Origin of the sequence: Aquabacter sediminis, from assembly GCF_028863665.1 — a bacterium.
Lineage (GTDB): Bacteria > Pseudomonadota > Alphaproteobacteria > Rhizobiales > Xanthobacteraceae > L1I39.
This window is the reverse complement of sequence record NZ_JARBFX010000017.1, coordinates 33,559-52,390: the sequence shown is the minus strand read 5'-3', so window position 1 is coordinate 52,390 and position 18,832 is coordinate 33,559. Positions and strand designations below refer to the sequence as shown.

Here is an 18,832-nt window from a genome sequence, read left to right as displayed (position 1 = left end):
CTGGTGGGCGCAGCCTTTGGCTCGCGCCCTTTTTTTTGCTGCCGAGAGGCGCTTCAATCGCCCAGGCAGGCGTGCCCGGCAATGCGGTAGGTGCGCTCTGCCCCCAGAAGGTGCGCCTCGAACCTGGCGCCGAACAGACCCTGGAATGCACGATCCCGCACATTGAGCCCGCCCGTATAGGCGCCGAGCGCCGGCAGGATCATGCGCGTGCCGTCGCCCGCGAAGCAGCGGCGACGGAGAGACCGGCCGCGCACCACCAAGCGCGCGACGGGGTGGAGATGGCCGGCCACTTCCCCTTCATGGCCTGCCCGCGCAGGCTCATGCCGGAACAGGAGGGGGCCCGTGCGCCATTCGCGCGCCCATTCCCCGGCAAGAGTGTGCGCCGGCTCGGGATCATGGTTGCCGGCGATCCAGATGAAGGTGCGGCCCGCCTGGAGGGCGCGCAGGCGCGCGCGGGCATGGGCATCGAGACGCTCGCTCGCCCAGCGATCATGGAGGCTATCGCCGAGGGAGACCAGGATGCGGGGGCGCCAGCGTTCCACCACGCGTTCCAGGTGGGTCAGGGTTTCCGCTGTGTCGTAGGGAGGCAGCATCTGGCCGCGCCGGGCGAAGGCGGAGCCCTTTTCCAAGTGCAGGTCCGCCACGGCCAGCAGGCGCTCCTGCGGCCAATAGAGGGCACCCGCCGGGTCGAGCACGACCTCGGCTCCGTTCAGGTCCACGGCTGAGAGCGGAACAGAATCAGAACGCGCGAGCATGAGCCCATATGGCCCATCCCGCATTTTCCCACAAGCACCCGGCCGGAGACGGACTCCGGCCGGGCTCGTCCTCACTTGAAGAGCTGGCGCAGGCCCGAGGGCTGGCAGCGCAGATACTGGGGCGCCGCCTGCACGGACGCGCCGAGCGCCGCCGCCGCATGCCAGGGCCAGCGGGGATCATAGAGCGCGCCGCGGGCGATGCCGATGGCATCCGCCTTGCCGGCCACCAGCAATTCCTCTGCAAAGGCCGGCTCGGTGATGAGGCCGACCGCGATCGTGGGCACGCCGGTCTCCGCCTTGATGCGCTCGGCGAACGGCACCTGGTAGCCCGCCGAGAGCGGGATTTTCTGCTCCATGGACAGGCCGCCGCTCGACACATGGATGGCGTCGAGGCCGCGCGCCTTCAGCGCGTTCACGAAGGCCACCGACTGCTCCACGTCCCAGCCGCCCTCGACCCAGTCGGAGGCGGAGATGCGCACCACGACCGGCTTGTCATCCGGGAAGGCCGCGCGCACCACGTCGAACACTTCCAGCGGGAAGCGCATGCGGTTTTCCAGGCTGCCGCCATAATCATCGGTGCGCTGGTTGGAGAGCGGGGAGAGAAACTGGTGGAGCAGATAGCCGTGGGCGGCGTGCACCTCCACCATGTCGAAGCCCGCCCGCGCGGCCCGCGCCGCAGCCGCGCCGAAGGCGGCACGCACCCGGTCGAGGCCGGAGGCATCCAGCGCCAGAGGCGCGCGGTCCTTCGGATTGAAGGGCACGTCCGAGGCCGAGACGGTGGTCCAGCCGCCATCCTCAACGGAAAGCTGCGCCCCGCCCTTCCACGGCACCGCCGAGGACGCCTTGCGGCCGGCATGGGCCAGTTGCACGCCGAGGGGCATGGGCGACCAGGCCCGCACGCGGGAGACCACGTCGGCCAGCACGCCTTCGGTCTCCTCGTCCCAGATGCCGAGGTCGCCGGGCGAGATGCGGCCCGCCGGCTCCACGGCGGTGGCTTCCAGAATCAGGAGGCCGGCGCCGGACAAGGCCAGGTTGCCCAGATGAATGAGATGCCAGTCGCTGGCCCGGCCATCCTTGGCCGAATACTGGCACATGGGCGCAATGATGATGCGGTTGTCGAGGGTGAGAGAGCGCAGCGCAAGCGGCGTGAAGAGAGCGGACATGAGATGATCCGGTGAAGGGATAATATGGCTCCCTTCATATCCCAGGGTTTTCCTCCCGGCGAGCCGCCCCAGGTGAAGGCGAGGTCACGTTTCCGACAAGGATACCGCCACAACCACCTGAAGCCGTGAGTAATTTTCTGCCTGACCCGCTTTTGGCGTGGCGCGCTGCGCCAAGTTCGCACAGATTGCGGTCTCGTTCGCCCTCAGCCCGCGGAAGCCTACGTGCCGACGAGCAGCCCGACCCTGCGCCTGCCCCCGACCGGCTTCAGCTTCAGTCGCCTCGCGCCCCTTCCCGCCTCCATCCTGTTTGCGGTGCGCACCTCGCTCACCGCGCTCCTCGCCTTGCATATCGCCTTCGCCGCCGGGCTGGAGCGTCCCGCCTGGGCCATGGTGACGGTCTTCATCCTGTCGCAGCCCATTTCCGGCGGGGTGATCGCAAAGAGCCTTTATCGCGCCTGCGGCACTCTGGTGGGCGCGCTCTTCACCGTGCTGATGGTGCCGGCACTGGTCTCCATGCCCGGCCTGCTCATCCTGGCCTTTTCGCTCTGGATGGGCCTGTGCCTTTATCTGGCGGTGCGCGACCGCTCGCCACGCGCCTATGCCTTCACGCTGGCGGGCTATACCTCGGCCATCATCGGCTTCGGCGACCTGGACACGCCCTACCACGTCTTCGACACCGCGCTCTCGCGCATCGAGGAAATCGGCGTGGGCCTCACCTGCGCCACACTGGCGTCGGCGCTTCTCCTGCCCCAGACCGCCCAGGCCGCCGCCCTGGCCCGGCTGGACACCTGGCTGGGCACCGCTGACGCCCATCTGGCGCGGCTGCTGGCGCAGGATAACGACCGCAATGGCTTCGACCGAAAATCCATCGCTCGCGACGAGCGCAAGCTCGCCGCCGAGATCGCCGCGCTCCATGGCCTGATGATCTTCGTGTCCTACGAACCCGCGGCCTCCAAGGCCATGCGCGAGACCCTGCGGCAGGTCTTCGACCGCATGCTGATCCTGCTGGAGGCCATGGCGGAGGTGCGCGATCGGCTGGTCGTCCTGCGAGCGGACGGCGGGCTCGACCCCGCCCTTGCGGCGCTCAGTTCCCAGATGGCCCGATGGCTCCAGACGATGCCGGGGCGGGACTCGGCCGACGGGCGGTCGCTGGCGCTGGCGCTGGACGCCTATACGCCCAGCGCCAGCGACCCCGTCGGCGCCACCTCGCTGAACCTGGCTGTGCGGCTGCGTGAAATCGTCGACCTGAGAACCGATTTCGCAACCCTTTGGCAGGCGCTCGCAGAGGACGTGCCTGTGGCCGAGGGGGACCTGCTGGTGGCCGCCCCCCGTAGCAACCGGGCGCTGCCCGCCATCGACTTCTCCTATGCCTTGCGAACCGCCGCCGCGCTGGTTTTGGGGCTATGGCTCATCGGCGCGTTCTGGATCTTCTCCGCCTGGCCCGCGGGCGCGCAGGCCATGACCATGGTGTCGATTATCACCTGCGTCACCGCCGCCCAGCAGGATCAAGTGCAGGCCACGCTGGGCTTCGTGCGCGACACGCTCATCGCCATGGTGGGCGTCTTCATCTACCAGTTCGCACTGCTGCCGCTGGCCACCGACTTCCTCCAGGGCGCGCTCCTGGTGCTGCCGGCCTTGCTGACCATCGGGCTGATGGTGGGCACCCCCGCCTGGAACGCCCAGGGCGTGCGCGTCGCCATTACCTTCACGGCCTTGCTGGGGCTGGAGAACATCTTCTCCACAGACCTTTCGGCCTTTCTCAACAACAACCTCGCCGTCCTGATCGGCATGGGCGTGGTGGCCGCCATGTCAAGCCTGCTGCGACCCCGCTCACCCAGGGATGCCGCAGCGCGGCTGCTGCGCGCCGGATGGTCGGATGTCTCCGCCATGGCCACTGCGAGCGAGGGGACGGCGCGCGACGGCCTGATGCGGCGGATGGTGGACCGGCTCGGCTTGATGGCGCCGGTGAAGGATCCCAGCCACGCAGACGAGGCGGAAGCGGCCTTCGCCGCTGCCTTCGCCGCCCGCGCCGTGCTGGACCTCTCACGCCTGGCGCCGCGCCTTGGGGAGGCAGACCGGGCGCGGATCGAGGCCGTGCTGGGCGACGTGAGGACATATTACCGCCAGCTCGCAACCCGAGCGCTTGCGGACGAGGCGCCGCTCCTCTCGCGCCTGGACGGCTTGCGGGCATCCTCCCCGCCTTCGCCGGGCAGCGCGGAGCGGGAGACCTTGGTGGCGCTCGTCACTTTGCGCCGGGGGGTGTCTCTGGGGGCACAGACCCTGCGGGCAGCGCGGGAGAGCGCGTAATGGGCACCATCGACATTCTCGGGATCTATGTCCCCACTTTGCTTGTCGAGGCGCTCGCCGCCCTGCTGGCGACCCTCCTTCTGACGCGGCTGCTTCAGCGCATCGGCTTCTACCGCCTCGCCTGGCACCCTGCGCTTGTGAACATTTCGCTGTTCGTGCTCCTGCTGGCGGCGATCTCCCTTTCCGGCGGCTTCAGGGGGTGGTGGCCATGACGTCCGTGTTCGCAAATATGGGTCGCGTCCTGCTGACGCTGGTCATCGTGGCTGCAGCCGGCGGCGCAGGCCTCGCCCTGTGGCGCTATTACATGGACGCGCCCTGGACCCGCGATGGCCTTGTCCATGCGGACGTCGTGACGCTCGCACCGGATGTGTCCGGGCTGGTGACGCAGGTCCTGGTGCGCGAAAATCAGGCGGTGAAGAAGGGCGACGTGCTGTTCCACATCGACCCCTCGCGCTTCGAAATCGCGCTGCGCCTCGCGGAAGCTCAGGTGCAGAGCCGCCAGGCCGCGAGCGAAGAGGCTGCCTCCATCCTCGCCCGCTTCGTGGGAGCGGGCGACCTTGCGGTGACCGAGGAGGCGGTGGCCAACCAGCGCTACGCCACCGCCATCGCGAAAGCGGCCTATGACGAGGCCGTGGCGGATCGCGACCTCGCCAAGCTCAATCTCGACCGCACCCAGGTGCGCGCATCGGTGAATGGCGTCGTCACCAATTTCGACCTGAAGCCAGGGGATTATGTGGCCGCAGGCAAGGGGGTGTTCCCGCTGGTGGACACCGACAGTCTCGCCGTGGACGGGTTTTTTGAGGAGACCAAGCTCGCCCGCATCAAGGTCGGGGATACGGCCCGCGTGACGCTCATGGGCGGCGGCACCTATGGCGGCACCGTCCAGGGGATTTCCGCCGCCATCTCCGGCAATATCCCGCAGGATGCGCGGCTGCTTCAGAACGTTAACCCCGTCTTCAACTGGGTCCGCCTCGCCCGACGCATTCCGGTGCGCATCACGCTGGATCCCCCCGTCGACCGGACGCAGCTGATTGCGGGACGGACCGCCACCGTTGAGATCCTCGGCACGAAATAGCCCTACCCCACCTGGGGGAGGAGAACGGGGTCGTCATCCCGGAAGATCCGGCCCCGCCCGAGCAGCTTGGCCGCATAGAGCGCCCGGTCCGCCCGCGCATAGAGCGAGATCACCGTGTCGTCGGGCAGCGCCGCGGTGACGCCGGCGGAAAAGGCATAGGTAAAATCCGGCCGCTCCGGCAGCGGGCGGGAATGGCGGATGACGGCGAGAATGCGTTCCGCCACCAATGCGGCTTCCTGCGGCCCGGTACGGGGCAACACGAGCAGGAATTCCTCTCCACCCACCCGGCCGAAGCTGTCGCCTCGCCGCAGGAGGGGCAGCACCCGCACGGCGAAGTCCCTGAGCACCGCATCGCCCGCCATGTGGCCGAAGCGGTCATTCACCACCTTGAAATGGTCGAGGTCCATCACGCAGATGCAGCCTCCGGACCGGCCAGCGGCAGCCGAGGCGAGCACCAGGTCCTCCATGCGCTCGGTCACGAACCGCCGGTTCGCGATGCCCGTCAGCGTATCCGTCTGAGCCGCGCGGATGGCGAAGTCGCGATCCTGCCGGATGGAGCGCTCGTCCGCCCGCATGGCGGTGATGTCGCTGGCCACGCACAGCATCCATCCGTCCGCCTCCACGGTCTCGGTCATCCAGAGCCACCGGCCATCATGGAGATCGGTTTCAAATGCCCGGAAGGGTGTCTTGCCGCGCCTGGCCTGGGTGGAGACGAGCCAGGCTTCCAGGTCCGGCGCGCGAATCACCGTGCCCCGCTTCAGTTCATGGTTGCGGCGCATGATGTCCGCCCATGTGGGGTTCTCGGTCTGGGATAAAAAGAAGGCCGAGCGGAACGCGCCGTTGGCATAGCGCAGCCGGTCATGGCCATCATAAGCAGCCATAAGGACGGGGGTTTGCTGACAAAGTCCGGCAAGCCGCTGCGCGACTTGTTTCATTCGGGCTGCCCTCCAGGCGGTCCGAGATGTATCGAGCCCGGCATTGCCCCCGCGAGCGCCACCGGACGCATTCAAATTATGACATCGCCCGATCGCGCGGAAGCAGGAAGGGCAAGAATTTGAAAGGGGGGCGCATGCCTATTCCATCGCCTCGCGCACCAATTCCTCCTCCGCCTCGGCGAGCAGCGCTTCATTGGTCTCGACGCCCCCGACGGTCTCCCGCCCGATCTCCAGCAGCACCGGAACGGAGAGGGGCGACACGCGCTCCAGAGGCTGATGGACGATATGGCCCCGGATGCGGGTCAGCAGGTCTGAAAGGCGGCGAACGTCCAAGAGGCCGGTGGCGGCATCGGCCCGGGCGGCGCGCAGCAGCAGATGGTCCGGCTGATGCCGGCGCAGCACGTCATAGATGAGGTCGGTGGAGACAGTGACCTGCCGCGAGGTTTTCTCCTTGCCTGGAAAGCGTCGCTCGATCAGCCCAGCCACCACCGCGCAATAGCGGAACGTGCGCTTCATCAGCGCGCTTTCTGCGAGCCACGCCTCCAGATCGTCGCCCAGCATGTCCGCATCGAACAGCGCTTCGAGCGAAAGGCGCCCGCCCGAGACCGCCGCGCCCATGTCGCCGGCGGCGAAGACGGCGATGGCATAATCATTGGCGACGAAGCCCAGCGGCTTCAGCCGCGCCCGCTCCAGCCGACGGGTGAGCAGCATGCCCAATGTCTGGTGGGCGAGGCGCCCCTCAAAGGGATAGGCCACCAGATAATGACGTCCGGCGCGGGCGAAGGTCTCCACCAGGAGGTCGGACCGCCCCGGCAGGCGGGAGCGGGCCTGCTGCAATTCCAGCCAGTGCCGCACCTGCCCCGGCAGATGCGCCCAGCGCGCGGGCTCGGCCAAGAGCGCCCGCACGCCCGCCGCCAGGAAGGTGGAGAGGGGAAACTTGCCGCCCTCATAGGAGGGCACCTTGGGCTCGGTGGCGGTGGAGCGGGAGACATAAATCTCGTCCTCCACCATGGCCTCGTAGCGCAGGATTTCTCCCGCGAAGACAAAGGTGTCGCCGGGCACCATGGTCTCGACGAAATATTCCTCCACCTCGCCAAGCACCCGCCCGCCGAAGCGCACCCGCCCCGCCGGGCCGGACTTGGCCCCGCCGCGGGAGGTGACGAGGCGCACCTTGATCATGGTGGCTTCCACGATGGTGCCCACATTCAGCCGGTAGGCCTGGGCGATGGCGGGATTGGCCACCCGCCACAGCCCGTCCTTGGTGCGGCGGATCTTGGCGTAGCGCTCATAGGCGCGCAGCGCGTAGCCGCCGGTGGCGACGAAGTCCACCACCGCGTCGAAATCCTCGCGGCTGAGGTCACGATAGGGCGCGGCCGAGCGCACTTCCGCATGGAGGGCGTCCGCGCAGAATGGATCGGCGCAGGCCATGCCCAACACATGCTGGGCGAGCACATCGAGGGCGCCGGTGCGCTCGGGCGGGGTGTCCTGCGCCCCCGCCCGCACCGCCTCCAGCGCCGCGCGGCATTCCAGCACCTCGAACCGGTTGGCGGGCACGAGGACCGCATGGGAGCTTTCGTCCAGGCGATGATTGGCGCGGCCGATGCGCTGCATGAGGCGGGAGGAGCCCTTGGGCGCGCCCACATTGATGACCTGGTCCACATCACCCCAGTCGATGCCGAGATCGAGCGAGGACGTGCACACCACCGCCTTCAGCCGTCCCGCCGCCATGGCCGCTTCCACCTTGCGGCGCTGCTCCACGTCGAGCGAACCATGATGGAGAGCGATGGGGAGATTGTCGTCGTTGATGCGCCAGAGCTCCTGGAACAGGAATTCCGCCTGCCAGCGCGTATTGACGAAGACGAGGCTCATGCGCCGCGCCTTGATGAGGGCATAGACCTCCGGCAGCGCATGGAGCGCCGTATGGGTGGCCCAGGGCATGGCGACCTGGGTCTCCAGCATGGACAAATCGGGCGCCGCGCCCCCTTCGGCGACCACCAGGTCCGCCAGCGGGCCGGTGCCGTCCTGCGCCACCAGATAGCGGCGCAAATCATCCGGCTCGGCCACGGTGGCGGAGAGGCCGACGCATTGCAGGCCCGGCGCCAGGGTGCGCAGCCGAGCCAAGGCCAACGCCAGCAGGTCGCCGCGCTTGGAGGTGACGAGGGCGTGCAATTCGTCGAGCACCACCCGCTTGAGCCCCGAGAACAGGTGCGCGCCGTCCTTGGAGGCGAGCAGCAGCGAGAGCTGCTCGGGCGTGGTGAGGAGAATGTCCGGCGGATCGCGCCGCTGGCGCTGGCGGCGGGAGGACGGCGTGTCGCCGGTGCGGGTCTCCACCCGGATGGGCAGGCCCATCTCGCCAATGGGGGTTTCGAGGTTCCGTGCGATGTCCACCGCCAGCGCCTTGAGCGGCGAGATATAGAGCGTGTGGAGGGGTGAGAGCTTGTCGGGGGGCGCGCGGTCCGCCGCCTCGCTCTTTCGCTTGTGTTTCCGGCCGGCGCTCAGTTCCACAAGGCTCGGCAGGAAGCCCGCCAGCGTCTTTCCGGCGCCGGTGGGAGCGATGAGCAAGGTGGAGCGGCCGAGCCGGGCGCGCTCCAGGAGCGCCAATTGGTGGGCGCGCGCCTGCCAGCCGCGCGCGGCGAACCAATGGTGAAAGGCCTCCGGGAGTGCCTCGGCGATGAGGGCGGTGCGATCGGACACCGCCCTTTATAGCATGGCCCTGCGGGATTTGAGCGGGCGGGCCACGGCCTCAATCGGCCGCATCCGGCGCAACACGCGCGACATAAAGGGCCTCCAGCTCCTCGAAAAACGGCCAGAAATCCACCGTCCGCCGTTCCGCCAACACATCGGCGAGCACCGCCAGATGAGTGTGCCAGCCAGACGACACCATGACGGTCTCGCGCGCATCGGGCAGCCGCTCATGGGTGACTGTGAGCCTCGTGCCCGCCCCTGCGGCTTCAAGCTCGAAGGTCACGCGGGACCGGGGCTCCCGCCGCCCGCCCCAGGAGAAAGCGAGTCGCCGGGGCGGGTCGATCTCGAGAAGAACGTGGGAAGAGGAGATCGGGCCATCGAAGGCCTTGAGGCGGCCCTGGCGGGGCGGCGTGCCTTGCGTCAGCGTGCCGTTGGCGAAGCGCAATTCGAAGGCGGCCCCCGGTTCCGTGGGCATGTCCCCGGCGGCGAGCCACAAAGCGCGCTTGTCGGACTGCGTCAGAAAAGCCCAGACGCGCTCGGGCGGAGCTGGCAGGAAACGGTCGAACCGCACGGCGCGGGGACCGGCAAAACGTCCAGGTTCGTTATCCAGACCCTGGCCGAGGCCCTCCAGCATGCGCGTCCAGCCGCCTTCGGTGCGCTCCACATAGGCCTCGAAGCCGGCACCAAGGGCGTGGGTCACGCACACCAGCGTGCCGCCCTTATGGGGCGCGAAGTCGAGGCTCACCTGGCTGGTCCCGCCGGCGCCCTCCACCTGCCAGGTGAAGACCAGTTCGCGCGGCCGGTCGATGACCTCGTAGGTGCCAAAATGAGCGGCCACGCCACTCTCACGGCGCTGGTCGAGATGGAACCGACCACCTGGCCGGGCATCCACTTCGACCCGCGTCATAGGCCCGAGGCCGGGGGCGAACCACAGGGGAATGAGAGCGGGATCGAGGAAGGCATCGAACACGCGCTCCGGCGGGGCGAGGATCAGGCGATCCACGCGCGCGCAGACATCGTCGGCGTCGATCGGGGTGGCAAGGCTCATGGCGTTTCTCCCTTTTGGTGGGTGTCGGACGGGTCAGGCTCTGCGCCCTCCCCTTCCGCTTCGGCGCGCAGCGCGGCGTCCAGGGCATCGAGGCTGTGGTCCCAGAAGCGCTCGTAGAAGCGCAGCCACGTGCCGATCTCCGCCAGCGGCGCCGGGTCTAGCCGGCACAGATGGGTGCGGCCGGAAATGCGCCGCCGCACGAGGCCGGCCCCCTCCAGCACCTTCACATGCTTGGAGGCCGCCGCCAGCGACATGCGCAAGGGCGCGGCCAGGGCGCCGACACTGTGCTCGCCCGCCGCGAGGCGGTGGACCATGTCCCGGCGGGTGGGATCGGCGAGGGCGTGGAAGACGCGATCGAGGGCTTGATATTCAACCATTCGGTTAAATTACTCGAACACGAATGACAGTCAACCATCTGGTTGAATATTTCGCCTTAATGGCCCGTCAACCAAGCTGGGCGAAGCTGCACGCCTGACTGGATGCCGCCCCTGGCCGGAGTTTGCCCCGATGATGTCGCGCGCCGATCGCACCGTGCTCAGCGAGTGGTGGTGGACGGTTGACCGCCTGCTGCTGGGTGCCCTTTTCACCCTCATGGTGATCGGGGTGGTGCTCTGCCTTGCCGCCAGCCCGCCGGTCGCCGCACGCCTCGGGATCAACGACCCCTTCCACTTCGTGAACCGGCAGGTCTTCTTCCTCATCCCGGCCGCCATCGTCATGGTGGTGACGTCATTCCTGACGCCGCGCACCATCCGGCGGGTGTGCGTGGTCATCTTCGCGGTCTTTCTGGCGCTGCTGTTCGCCACCCTGGTGCTCGGGCCGGAGGTGAAGGGTGCCCGGCGCTGGCTGGTGCTGGCGGGCGTGACGGTCCAGCCCTCCGAATTCATCAAGCCGGCCTTCGTGGTGCTGGCGGCCTGGCTGTTCTCCGAGAGCGGCAAGCGGCCGGAAATGCCGGCGCAGACGCTGGCCATCGGGCTGCTGGGCATTGTGCTGCTGCCGCTGGTGCTCCAGCCCGACTTCGGACAGACCATGCTCGTCTGCCTCGTCTGGGGTGCTCTCTTCTTCCTGGCGGGCCTGCGCTGGATCTGGATGGTGGGCTTGGTGGGCCTCGGCGTCAGTGGCCTCCTGGTGGCCTACCAGGTGGTGCCGCATGTGAGGAAGCGCATCGACCGCTTCCTGGACCCGGCCTCCGGCGACACTTACCAGATCGACACGGCGCTGGAGAGCTTCCGCCATGGCGGCTGGTTCGGCCAGGGGCCGGGCGAGGGCACGGTGAAGCGCATCCTCCCCGACGGCCACACCGACTTCGTCTTCGCCGTGGCTGCGGAGGAGTTCGGCATCATCTTGTGCCTCATCCTCCTGTCGCTGTTCGCCTTCATCATCCTGCGCAGCCTCACCCGCGCGCTGGACGAGCAGGACCCCTTCGCCCGCTTCGCCGCTACCGGCCTTGCGCTGCTGTTCGGCCTGCAGGCCTGCATCAATATGGCGGTGAACGTGCACCTCATGCCCGCCAAGGGCATGACGCTGCCCTTCATCTCCTATGGCGGCTCCTCACTCATCTCCATCGCCTTCGGCATGGGCATGCTGCTGGCCCTGTCCCGCCGCCGTCCCGGCGCCGCCGCGCTGGCGGCGCTCAGCGAAGGCTCCCATGAGACAGCCCAGCCCCGTGGCGCCAGCCCGGCGGGCGCGGCATGAGCGCAGGTCCCGTTCTGCTGGCCGCCGGGGGCACCGGCGGCCATCTCTTCCCCGCCGAGGCGCTGGCCGCCGCGCTCGCCGCGCGCGGCTTGGCCGTGGATCTCGTCACCGATACCCGCGCGGCCAAATATGCCGGGCATTTCCCCGCCCGCGCGCTCCATGTGCTGCCCGCCGATACGGTGCGCGGGCGCTCGCCCATCGCGCTCGCCCGCACCGCCTTCACCCTGGCGTCCGGCTTCCTGGCGGGCCTTGCCTTGCTGCGGAAGGTGCGCCCCGCAGTGGTGGTGGGCTTCGGCGGCTATCCGACCCTGCCCCCCGTGCTGGCCGCCACCGTCCTGCGCATTCCCACCCTCATTCATGAGGCGAACGGGGTGATGGGCCGGGCCAACCGGCTGCTGGCCGGCCGGGTGACCGCCATCGCCACCGGCTTCGACGGGGTGACGGACGCCGATCCAACGCTCGCCGCGAAGACCGTGCGCACCGGCAATCCGCTGCGCCCAGCCGCCATCGCCGCCGCGTCCATCCCCTATGTGGCGCCGGAAGCGGGCGGCCCCATCCATCTCCTGGTGTTCGGCGGTAGCCAGGGTGCCCGCGTCATGTCCGACGTGGTGCCGCCGGCGCTGGAAATGCTCGACCCGGCCCTGCGGGCGCGCCTCCATGTGGTGCAGCAGGCCCGCGAGGAAGACCTCCCCCGCGTGCGGGACACCTATGCCCGCATCGGCGTTGCCGCCGAGGTGGCGCCCTTCTTCCAGGATTTGCCGGCCCGCATGGCGGCGGCGCAATTGGTCATCTCGCGCTCGGGCGCCTCGACGGTGGCGGAACTGGCGGCGCTGGGCCGGCCCGCCCTTCTGGTGCCCCTGCCCAATGCCCTCGACCAGGACCAGGCGGCCAATGCCCGCTCCCTGGAGCGCATCGGCGGCGCCCGCGTGATGCCGCAGGCTAATTTCACCCCGGACACGCTGGCGCAGGCCCTTGCGGAGCTGGCAGGCAACCCCGCCGCATTGACAGCCATGGCCGGGGCGGCCAGAAGCGCCGGCGCGCTCGATGCCGCCGAACGGCTCGCCGACCTCGTGGCGCGCCTGGCGGAGGGCCAGCTGGCCCCCGCCTCTCTTTAAGCCGGGGCACCCGCCCCCGGCACCGGATTTCAGGCGAAAGCGGCCCGCGCCGCCGGCGCCGGCACCAAGGACACGCAGGATGAAGCTCCCCCAGGCCCTCGGCTCGATCCACTTCGTCGGCATCGGCGGCATCGGCATGAGCGGCATTGCCGAGGTGCTGCACAATCTGGGCTATCAAGTGCAGGGCTCGGACGTGTCCGAGAGCGCCAATGTGAAGCGTCTGCGCGAGAAGGGCATCACGGTCCAGATCGGCCATGCGGCTGAAAACGTGGCCGATGCCGGCGTGGTGGTGGTGTCCTCCGCGATCAAGCGCGACAATCCCGAGCTCATGGCCGCCCGCGCCCGCCGCCTGCCGGTGGTGCGCCGCGCCGAGATGCTGGCCGAGCTGATGCGGCTGAAAAGCTGCGTCGCCATCGCCGGCACCCACGGGAAGACCACCACCACATCCCTGGTGGCCACCCTGCTGGACGCCGGCGCCATGGACCCCACTGTCATCAATGGCGGCATCATCAATGCCTACGGCACCAATGCGCGCCTCGGCGATGGCGAATGGATGGTGGTGGAGGCGGACGAGAGCGACGGCACCTTCCTGAAGCTGCCCGCCGAGGTCGCCATCGTTACCAATATCGACCCCGAGCATCTCGACCACTTCAAGACCTTCGACAAGGTGCAGGACGCCTTCAAGGCCTTCGTGGAGAACGTGCCCTTCTATGGGTTCGCCGTCATGTGCATCGACCATCCGGTGGTCCAGGCCATGGTGGGGCGCATCGAGGACCGCCGCATCATCACCTATGGCGAGAACCCGCAGGCGGACGTGCGCCTCGTGGACGTGGACCTGAAGGGCGGCATCACCAAGTTCGGCGTGGTGTTCCGCGACCGGGCGGGAAGCGTCGTTCACCGCATCGAGGGCCTGCGCCTGCCCATGCCGGGCCGGCACAATGCGCTCAACGCCACCGCCGCCATCGCGGTCGCCCATGAGTTGGGCGTGTCGGACGCGCGCATCGTAGAGGCGCTGTCCCAGTTTGGCGGCGTCAAGCGGCGTTTCACCCGCACGGGCGAGTGGAACGGCGTCACCATCTTCGACGATTACGGCCACCATCCCGTGGAGATCGCCGCCGTGCTGCGCGCCGCCCGTGCGGCCACCGACGGGCAGGTGATCGCCGTGGTGCAGCCCCACCGCTATTCCCGCCTCGCCTCTTTGTTCGACGACTTCTCCACCTGCTTCAATGACGCCGACCACGTGATCGTCGCACCCGTCTATGCGGCCGGCGAGGCACCCATCGAGGGGGCGGATCGGGACCATCTGGTGCAGGGCCTGCGGGCGCGCGGCCATCGTTCGGTGATGCCGCTGGAGGGCCCGGAGGCGCTGGCCGCCATGGTGGGCAAGCTGGCGCGGCCGGGCGACTATGTGATTTGCCTCGGCGCCGGCACCATCACGCAATGGGCCTATGCGCTGCCCGAGGAGCTGGCCAAGCTCCCGCCGGCCTGATCCACCGACCAGAAATCCCGCGCCCCCGCCGGCAGGCAGTCCAGCACCGCATCGAAGGCGGCTTCATCCACGTGAAGCCGCAGCGCGCGCGCCATGTCGGAGATGCAGGTCTGCGGCGCGAAATTGTGGTGCCGCCGCAAGCTCTGCGCCTCTCGCGTCCAAGCCGCGCGATCGCCGAACGGCGCGATAGGAGCATCCGGGTCCCAGTCCACGACAAAGATGGCGCGCAGTACCGGCGGCAGCACCCCGGCAAAGCGAATGGCATCCGTCAGCGACAGCCTCCGCCGGAAGGTGAGCAGCACCGCCTGCACCAGGGTGTAGACTTGGTTGCGGGTGGTGAGGCCGGAGGTCTCGCGCGCATCGGCGAGAAAGCGCTCGAAATCCTCCGTGGTGTGCTGGTACTCCAAGGGCATCGGCATGAGCGGCTCGCGGACATCAGGCTCGGACCCGGCCAGAGAGACGACGAGGCGCACAACCCGTCAACCGGTCACGCACACGCAGCCCTCAGAGGCGGCGTGGATGCTCAGTTTTCCGCCTCCCTCCTCCCCGCTGTCCACCGCATGCGGGAGCTTCGCCCTTGCAACAGTTGCACTGGGGGGCGCGAGGGGATAGGTCAAAGGCCGTTTCAACGACCTGGGCGCGACCACCATGAACCGTACCCTTGTGGTGGCGGCGGCGAGCGTCGTCATCGGGATCCTCGTGCTCGCGCTGAAGGGTGCGGCCTGGTGGGTCACCGGCTCCGTGGCCCTTCTGTCCGACGCGCTGGAGAGCATCATCAATGTGGCGGCCTCGCTCGCCGCCCTGGTGGCGCTGAACATCAGCCAGCGCCCAGCCGACGACAACCACCAGTATGGCCACCACAAGGCGGAATACATCTCCGCCGTGCTGGAAGGTGTGCTCATCGTGGTGGCCGCAGGGTCGATCCTGCGGGAATCCTATTACGGCCTGCTGGACCCCCGTCTTCCAGAGCAGCCCTATCAGGGCATGCTGCTGAACGGCATCGCCACCGTCATCAATGCCATCTGGTGCGTGGTGCTGCTGCGGTCGGGGCGCAAATGGCGCTCGCCGGCCCTGGTGGCGGACGGCAAGCATCTGATGACCGACGTGGTCACCTCCGGGGGCGTGCTGGCGGGCTTCGTGCTGGTGCCCATCACCGGCTGGCCCATCCTCGACCCGCTGCTGGCGGGCATCGTCGCCCTCAACATCCTGTGGACCGGCTGGGCGCTCATGCGCGATTCGGTCGGCGGCCTCATGGATGCCGCTCCGCCGGCGGACGTGGTGGCGCGCATCCGCGAACTGGTCTCGCTCCATGCGGACGGCGCGCTGGAGGCCCATGATCTGCGCACCCGCCATGCGGGACGGATGACCTTCGTGGAATTCCACCTGGTGGTGCCCGGCGAAATGACGGTGGCCGCCGCCCACGAGATCTGCGACCGCATCGAAAGCGCCTTCGAGGCGGACATGGAGGACATGGTCATCACCATCCATGTGGAGCCGGAAGGCGAGGCCAAGCACAAGGGCGTGGTGGTGCTGTGACGGCCAATGCGCGGCAGTGCTTTCCACCGGCCTCGCGCTGCCCTAAGGCTTGAGTCATGTCCGCTCCCGCCCCTGCTCCTGCCTTTCCCGATCTCGTCCCGGCCCTTGCCGCCGCCTTGCCCTCGCTCCGGGGCAAGCTGACCGCCAACGAGCCTTTGGCGAACCTCACCTGGTTTCGTGTCGGCGGGCCGGCGCAGGTGCTGTTCGCCCCGGCGGATGAGGCGGACCTTGCCTATGCGCTGGCCGGCTTTCCCGCCGACCTTCCGGTGACCGTGATCGGCCTTGGATCCAACCTCATCGTGCGCGATGGCGGGGTGCCGGGCATCGTCATCCGGCTCGGGCGCGGCTTTTCCGACATCGCCGTCGAAGGCACGCGGGTCCGCGCCGGAGCCGGCGTGCCCGACGTGAAGGTGGCGCGGGCGGCGGCGGATGCGGGGCTAAAGGGCCTCGCCTTCCTGCGCGGCATTCCCGGCGCCATTGGCGGGGTGCTGCGCATGAATGGTGGCGCCTATGGCGGGGAGACCAGGGACGCCCTCGTCTCCTGTCGCGCCGTCTCCCGCGATGGTCGCGTCCGCACCCTCACCAATGCCGAGATGGGCTTCACCTATCGCCATTGCGACGTGCCCGACGACTTCATCTTCACCGAGGCCCTGTTCCGGTGCGAGCCCGGCGATCCGGCGGAGATCGCGGCGGAGATGGAGCGCATCACCTCCGCCCGCGAAGCCACCCAGCCCATCAAGAGCCGCACCGGCGGTTCCACCTTCAAGAACCCGCCCGGCCAGAAGGCCTGGCAATTGGTGGATGCGGCCGGCTGCCGGGGGCTGACGCTGGGCCGGGCACAGGTGTCGGAGCTGCACACCAATTTCCTCATCAATCTGGGCGGCGCCACCGCGGCCGAGATCGAGGGCCTGGGCGAGGAGGTGCGCCGACGTGTCCTCGACACCTCGGGCATTCGCCTCGAATGGGAAATCAAGCGCATCGGCCTTACCTGACGCGCTCCGCCGAAAGATACCTGCAAATCTCCCCGATCCCGCTCTCCTCTTAGGGAATTGGAAGCAAGCGCTCCGCTCTAATGGCGCCCGACCTGCCGCGACTCGTGGACTCCGTTCCGCACCAGAGACGCGGCGCGGGGGTGATTCGAAGGGCGATCATGGCGAAGCATGTGGCGGTTCTGATGGGCGGATGGTCCGCCGAGCGTGAGGTCTCCCTGCGCTCCGGCGAAGCCTGCGCCAAGGCGCTGGAAGGCGCCGGCTACAAGGTCACCCGCGTGGACGTGAAGCGCGATGTCGCCGAGGAACTGGCCCGCCTGAAGCCCGATGTCGCCCTCAACGTGCTGCACGGCCGCCCGGGCGAGGACGGCACCATCCAAGGCATCCTGGAAATCCTGCGCATTCCCTATTCCCATTCCGGCGTGCTCGCCTCCGCCCTCGCCATGGACAAGGCCCAGGCCAAGATCGTGATGGCGGCGGCCGGCGTACCTGTCGCCGCCGGCCGCGTGGTCTCCCGCGCCGAGGCCGCCAAGGCCCATGTGATGGAGCCGCCTTATGTGCTGAAACCCGTGGCGGAAGGTTCCAGCGTCGGCGTCTTCATCGTGCGCGAGGGCCAGGAGCACCCGCCCCAGGAGCTGTTCCGGCCCGACTGGAAGCACGGCGAAATGCTGCTGGCGGAACGCTTCATCCCCGGCATGGAGCTGACCTGCGCGGTGATGGGCGACGAGGCGCTGGGGGTGATCGAGATCGAATCCACCCAGGCCTTCTACGATTATGAATCCAAATATGCGCCCGGCGGCTCGCAGCACATTCTTCCGGCTCGGATTTTACCTGAAATTTACCAACAAGTGCGGATACTTACATTGAAGGCGCACAAGGCGCTGGGATGCCGGGGCGTCTCCCGCGCGGACTTCCGCTTCGATGATCGCACCGGCGATGCGAGCGGGCTGGTCTGCCTGGAGGTGAACACCCAGCCCGGCATGACGGAAACCTCCCTTGTGCCCGATTTGGCGGTCCATGCGGGCCATACGTTCAGCGAGCTTGTGACATGGATGGTCGAGGACGCGTCCCTGGACCGGTGAGCGGCCCCCGCGCCGACGCACCGACCCGCCGGCCGGCACGTCCGGCCCCAGTCCGCGAACCGGCACCTGCCAGCCGCACGGCTCTCTTCCTGCGGCGCATGACGGTGCGCCTCTCCTCCTCCCGGCTCGGCCGGCGCGGCGCGAGCCTGCTCGCGACCCTCGTCATCGGCGGCTTCACCGCCTATGGCGTGGTGCTGGGCGGCCATGTGGAGGAAGCCCGAGAATTCGTGGTGGATATCGGCGACGCGGCGGCGAACGTGGCCGGCTTCAAGGTCAAGCAGGTCAATCTGTCCGGCCAGAATCACGTGACCCCCCAGGAGATCCTGGCCACCGCCGGCATCAAGCCCACCACATCCATCCTGTTCGTCGACGCGGACGCCACCCGCGCCGAACTGGAATCCCTGCCCTGGATCGCCAGCGCCTCGGTGCGCAAGATCTATCCCGACCGTATCGACATCGCGATCGTGGAACGCGAGGCCTATGCGCTCTGGCAGATCAATGGACAGATCAAGGTGATCGCCCGCGACGGCATGCCCATCGCGCCCTATTCGGATGATCCGCGCTACGTGAACCTGCCCATCGTGGTGGGCGAAGGAGCCGAAAAGCGCGTGGTGGAGATTGTCGAATCCCTCGCCCGGGTGCCGGCGCTGCGCGACCAGGTGCGCGCCGCCATCCTGGTGGCGGACCGGCGCTGGACACTGAAACTGCGCAACGGCATCGACGTGCGCCTGCCTGAGGAGGGCCTGGACAAGGCCCTTCTCCAGCTTGCCGACCTCGACCGGGACAAGCGGCTTTTGACCCGCGACATCACCATCGTCGACTTGCGCCTGCCCGACCGGGTGGTGGTGCGCCTGTCTGACGCGGCGGCGGAAGCCCGCAATCAGATGCTGAAAGCCAAGGCCAAGGCGAAGAAGGGAGGACCGGCGTGAGACATCGTCTGGCTCAGGGTTTCGCGCCGAAA

The 18,832-nt window shown here is 68.5% G+C and carries 17 protein-coding genes; 10 read left to right on the top strand and 7 right to left on the bottom strand.

The genetic code is table 11. The annotated features are described in order from the left end of the window. Window positions 1–53 precede the first annotated feature (53 nt). Together pdeM and PV781_RS22745 are read right to left on the bottom strand one after the other, a co-directional pair. A complete protein-coding gene (pdeM, locus tag PV781_RS22750; protein ID WP_274777909.1) occupies window positions 54–755 on the bottom strand; it encodes a ligase-associated DNA damage response endonuclease PdeM in 702 nt (233 codons plus the stop codon). A 71-nt stretch (window positions 756–826) separates the two neighbouring features. Further along, on the bottom strand, window positions 827–1,918 hold the full coding sequence (locus PV781_RS22745) for an NADH:flavin oxidoreductase/NADH oxidase (protein WP_274777908.1): 1,092 nt from the start codon (window positions 1,916–1,918) through the stop codon (window positions 827–829). 222 nt (window positions 1,919–2,140) lie between these two features. Here PV781_RS22745 and PV781_RS22740 point away from each other — a divergent pair, with 222 nt between their 5' ends. The 3 genes from PV781_RS22740 to PV781_RS22730 are packed head-to-tail and all read left to right on the top strand — an operon-like array spanning window position 2,141 to window position 5,300. Beyond that, a complete protein-coding gene (locus PV781_RS22740) occupies window positions 2,141–4,225 on the top strand; it encodes an FUSC family protein (RefSeq protein ID WP_274777907.1) in 2,085 nt (694 codons plus the stop codon). Beyond that, complete coding sequence (locus PV781_RS22735) at window positions 4,225–4,437, top strand: DUF1656 domain-containing protein (RefSeq protein WP_274777906.1); 213 nt, start codon at window positions 4,225–4,227, stop codon at window positions 4,435–4,437. Before PV781_RS22740 ends, PV781_RS22735 begins: the two co-directional genes overlap by 1 nt. Then, a complete protein-coding gene (locus PV781_RS22730) occupies window positions 4,434–5,300 on the top strand; it encodes an efflux RND transporter periplasmic adaptor subunit (RefSeq protein WP_274777905.1) in 867 nt (288 codons plus the stop codon). The genes PV781_RS22735 and PV781_RS22730 overlap by 4 nt, the downstream gene beginning before the upstream one ends. Before the next feature lie 2 nt (window positions 5,301–5,302). Here the strand turns inward: PV781_RS22730 and PV781_RS22725 are convergent, their stop codons facing one another. From PV781_RS22725 to PV781_RS22710, 4 genes are all read right to left on the bottom strand, one after another. Further along, window positions 5,303–6,235: a sensor domain-containing diguanylate cyclase gene (locus tag PV781_RS22725; protein ID WP_274777904.1), complete on the bottom strand. Its 933-nt coding sequence runs from the start codon at window positions 6,233–6,235 to the stop codon at window positions 5,303–5,305. 138 nt (window positions 6,236–6,373) lie between these two features. Further along, a complete protein-coding gene (locus PV781_RS22720) occupies window positions 6,374–8,929 on the bottom strand; it encodes a ligase-associated DNA damage response DEXH box helicase (protein WP_274777903.1) in 2,556 nt (851 codons plus the stop codon). Between the two features lie 49 nt (window positions 8,930–8,978). Then, the gene (locus PV781_RS22715; RefSeq protein WP_274777902.1) at window positions 8,979–9,968 is read right to left on the bottom strand and encodes an SRPBCC domain-containing protein; all 990 of its coding nucleotides are present in this window, start codon (window positions 9,966–9,968) and stop codon (window positions 8,979–8,981) included. Further along, the gene (locus tag PV781_RS22710; protein ID WP_274777901.1) at window positions 9,965–10,345 is read right to left on the bottom strand and encodes an ArsR/SmtB family transcription factor; all 381 of its coding nucleotides are present in this window, start codon (window positions 10,343–10,345) and stop codon (window positions 9,965–9,967) included. The genes PV781_RS22715 and PV781_RS22710 overlap by 4 nt, the downstream gene beginning before the upstream one ends. A gap of 130 nt (window positions 10,346–10,475) precedes the next feature. Here PV781_RS22710 and ftsW point away from each other — a divergent pair, with 130 nt between their 5' ends. From ftsW to murC, 3 genes are all read left to right on the top strand, one after another. Next, window positions 10,476–11,660 (top strand): putative lipid II flippase FtsW, encoded by a 1,185-nt coding sequence (gene ftsW / locus PV781_RS22705; RefSeq protein WP_274777900.1) that lies wholly within the window; start codon window positions 10,476–10,478, stop codon window positions 11,658–11,660. Next, window positions 11,657–12,775: an undecaprenyldiphospho-muramoylpentapeptide beta-N-acetylglucosaminyltransferase gene (murG, locus tag PV781_RS22700; RefSeq protein WP_274777899.1), complete on the top strand. Its 1,119-nt coding sequence runs from the start codon at window positions 11,657–11,659 to the stop codon at window positions 12,773–12,775. The genes ftsW and murG overlap by 4 nt, the downstream gene beginning before the upstream one ends. Before the next feature lie 79 nt (window positions 12,776–12,854). Beyond that, the gene (gene murC, locus PV781_RS22695; protein WP_274777898.1) at window positions 12,855–14,264 is read left to right on the top strand and encodes a UDP-N-acetylmuramate--L-alanine ligase; all 1,410 of its coding nucleotides are present in this window, start codon (window positions 12,855–12,857) and stop codon (window positions 14,262–14,264) included. Here the strand turns inward: murC and PV781_RS22690 are convergent. Further along, entirely contained in the window at window positions 14,222–14,683 is a 462-nt protein-coding gene (locus PV781_RS22690) for a DUF2267 domain-containing protein (RefSeq protein ID WP_274777897.1), read from the bottom strand. The two genes, murC and PV781_RS22690, sit on opposite strands and share 43 nt — an antisense overlap. Before the next feature lie 229 nt (window positions 14,684–14,912). Between PV781_RS22690 and PV781_RS22685 the strand changes: the two genes are divergently transcribed. From PV781_RS22685 to PV781_RS22670, 4 genes are all read left to right on the top strand, one after another. Then, window positions 14,913–15,800, top strand: a complete 888-nt coding sequence (locus PV781_RS22685) for a cation diffusion facilitator family transporter (RefSeq protein WP_274777896.1) — start codon at window positions 14,913–14,915, stop codon at window positions 15,798–15,800. 56 nt (window positions 15,801–15,856) lie between these two features. After that, window positions 15,857–16,792 carry a UDP-N-acetylmuramate dehydrogenase gene (gene murB, locus PV781_RS22680; protein WP_274777895.1) on the top strand — a complete coding sequence of 312 codons (936 nt, stop codon included), beginning with the start codon at window positions 15,857–15,859 and terminating at the stop codon, window positions 16,790–16,792. 158 nt (window positions 16,793–16,950) lie between these two features. Next, complete coding sequence (locus tag PV781_RS22675) at window positions 16,951–17,871, top strand: D-alanine--D-alanine ligase (protein WP_274777894.1); 921 nt, start codon at window positions 16,951–16,953, stop codon at window positions 17,869–17,871. Between the two features lie 98 nt (window positions 17,872–17,969). Continuing rightward, window positions 17,970–18,800 carry a cell division protein FtsQ/DivIB gene (locus PV781_RS22670; protein WP_274777893.1) on the top strand — a complete coding sequence of 277 codons (831 nt, stop codon included), beginning with the start codon at window positions 17,970–17,972 and terminating at the stop codon, window positions 18,798–18,800. Window positions 18,801–18,832 lie beyond the last annotated feature (32 nt).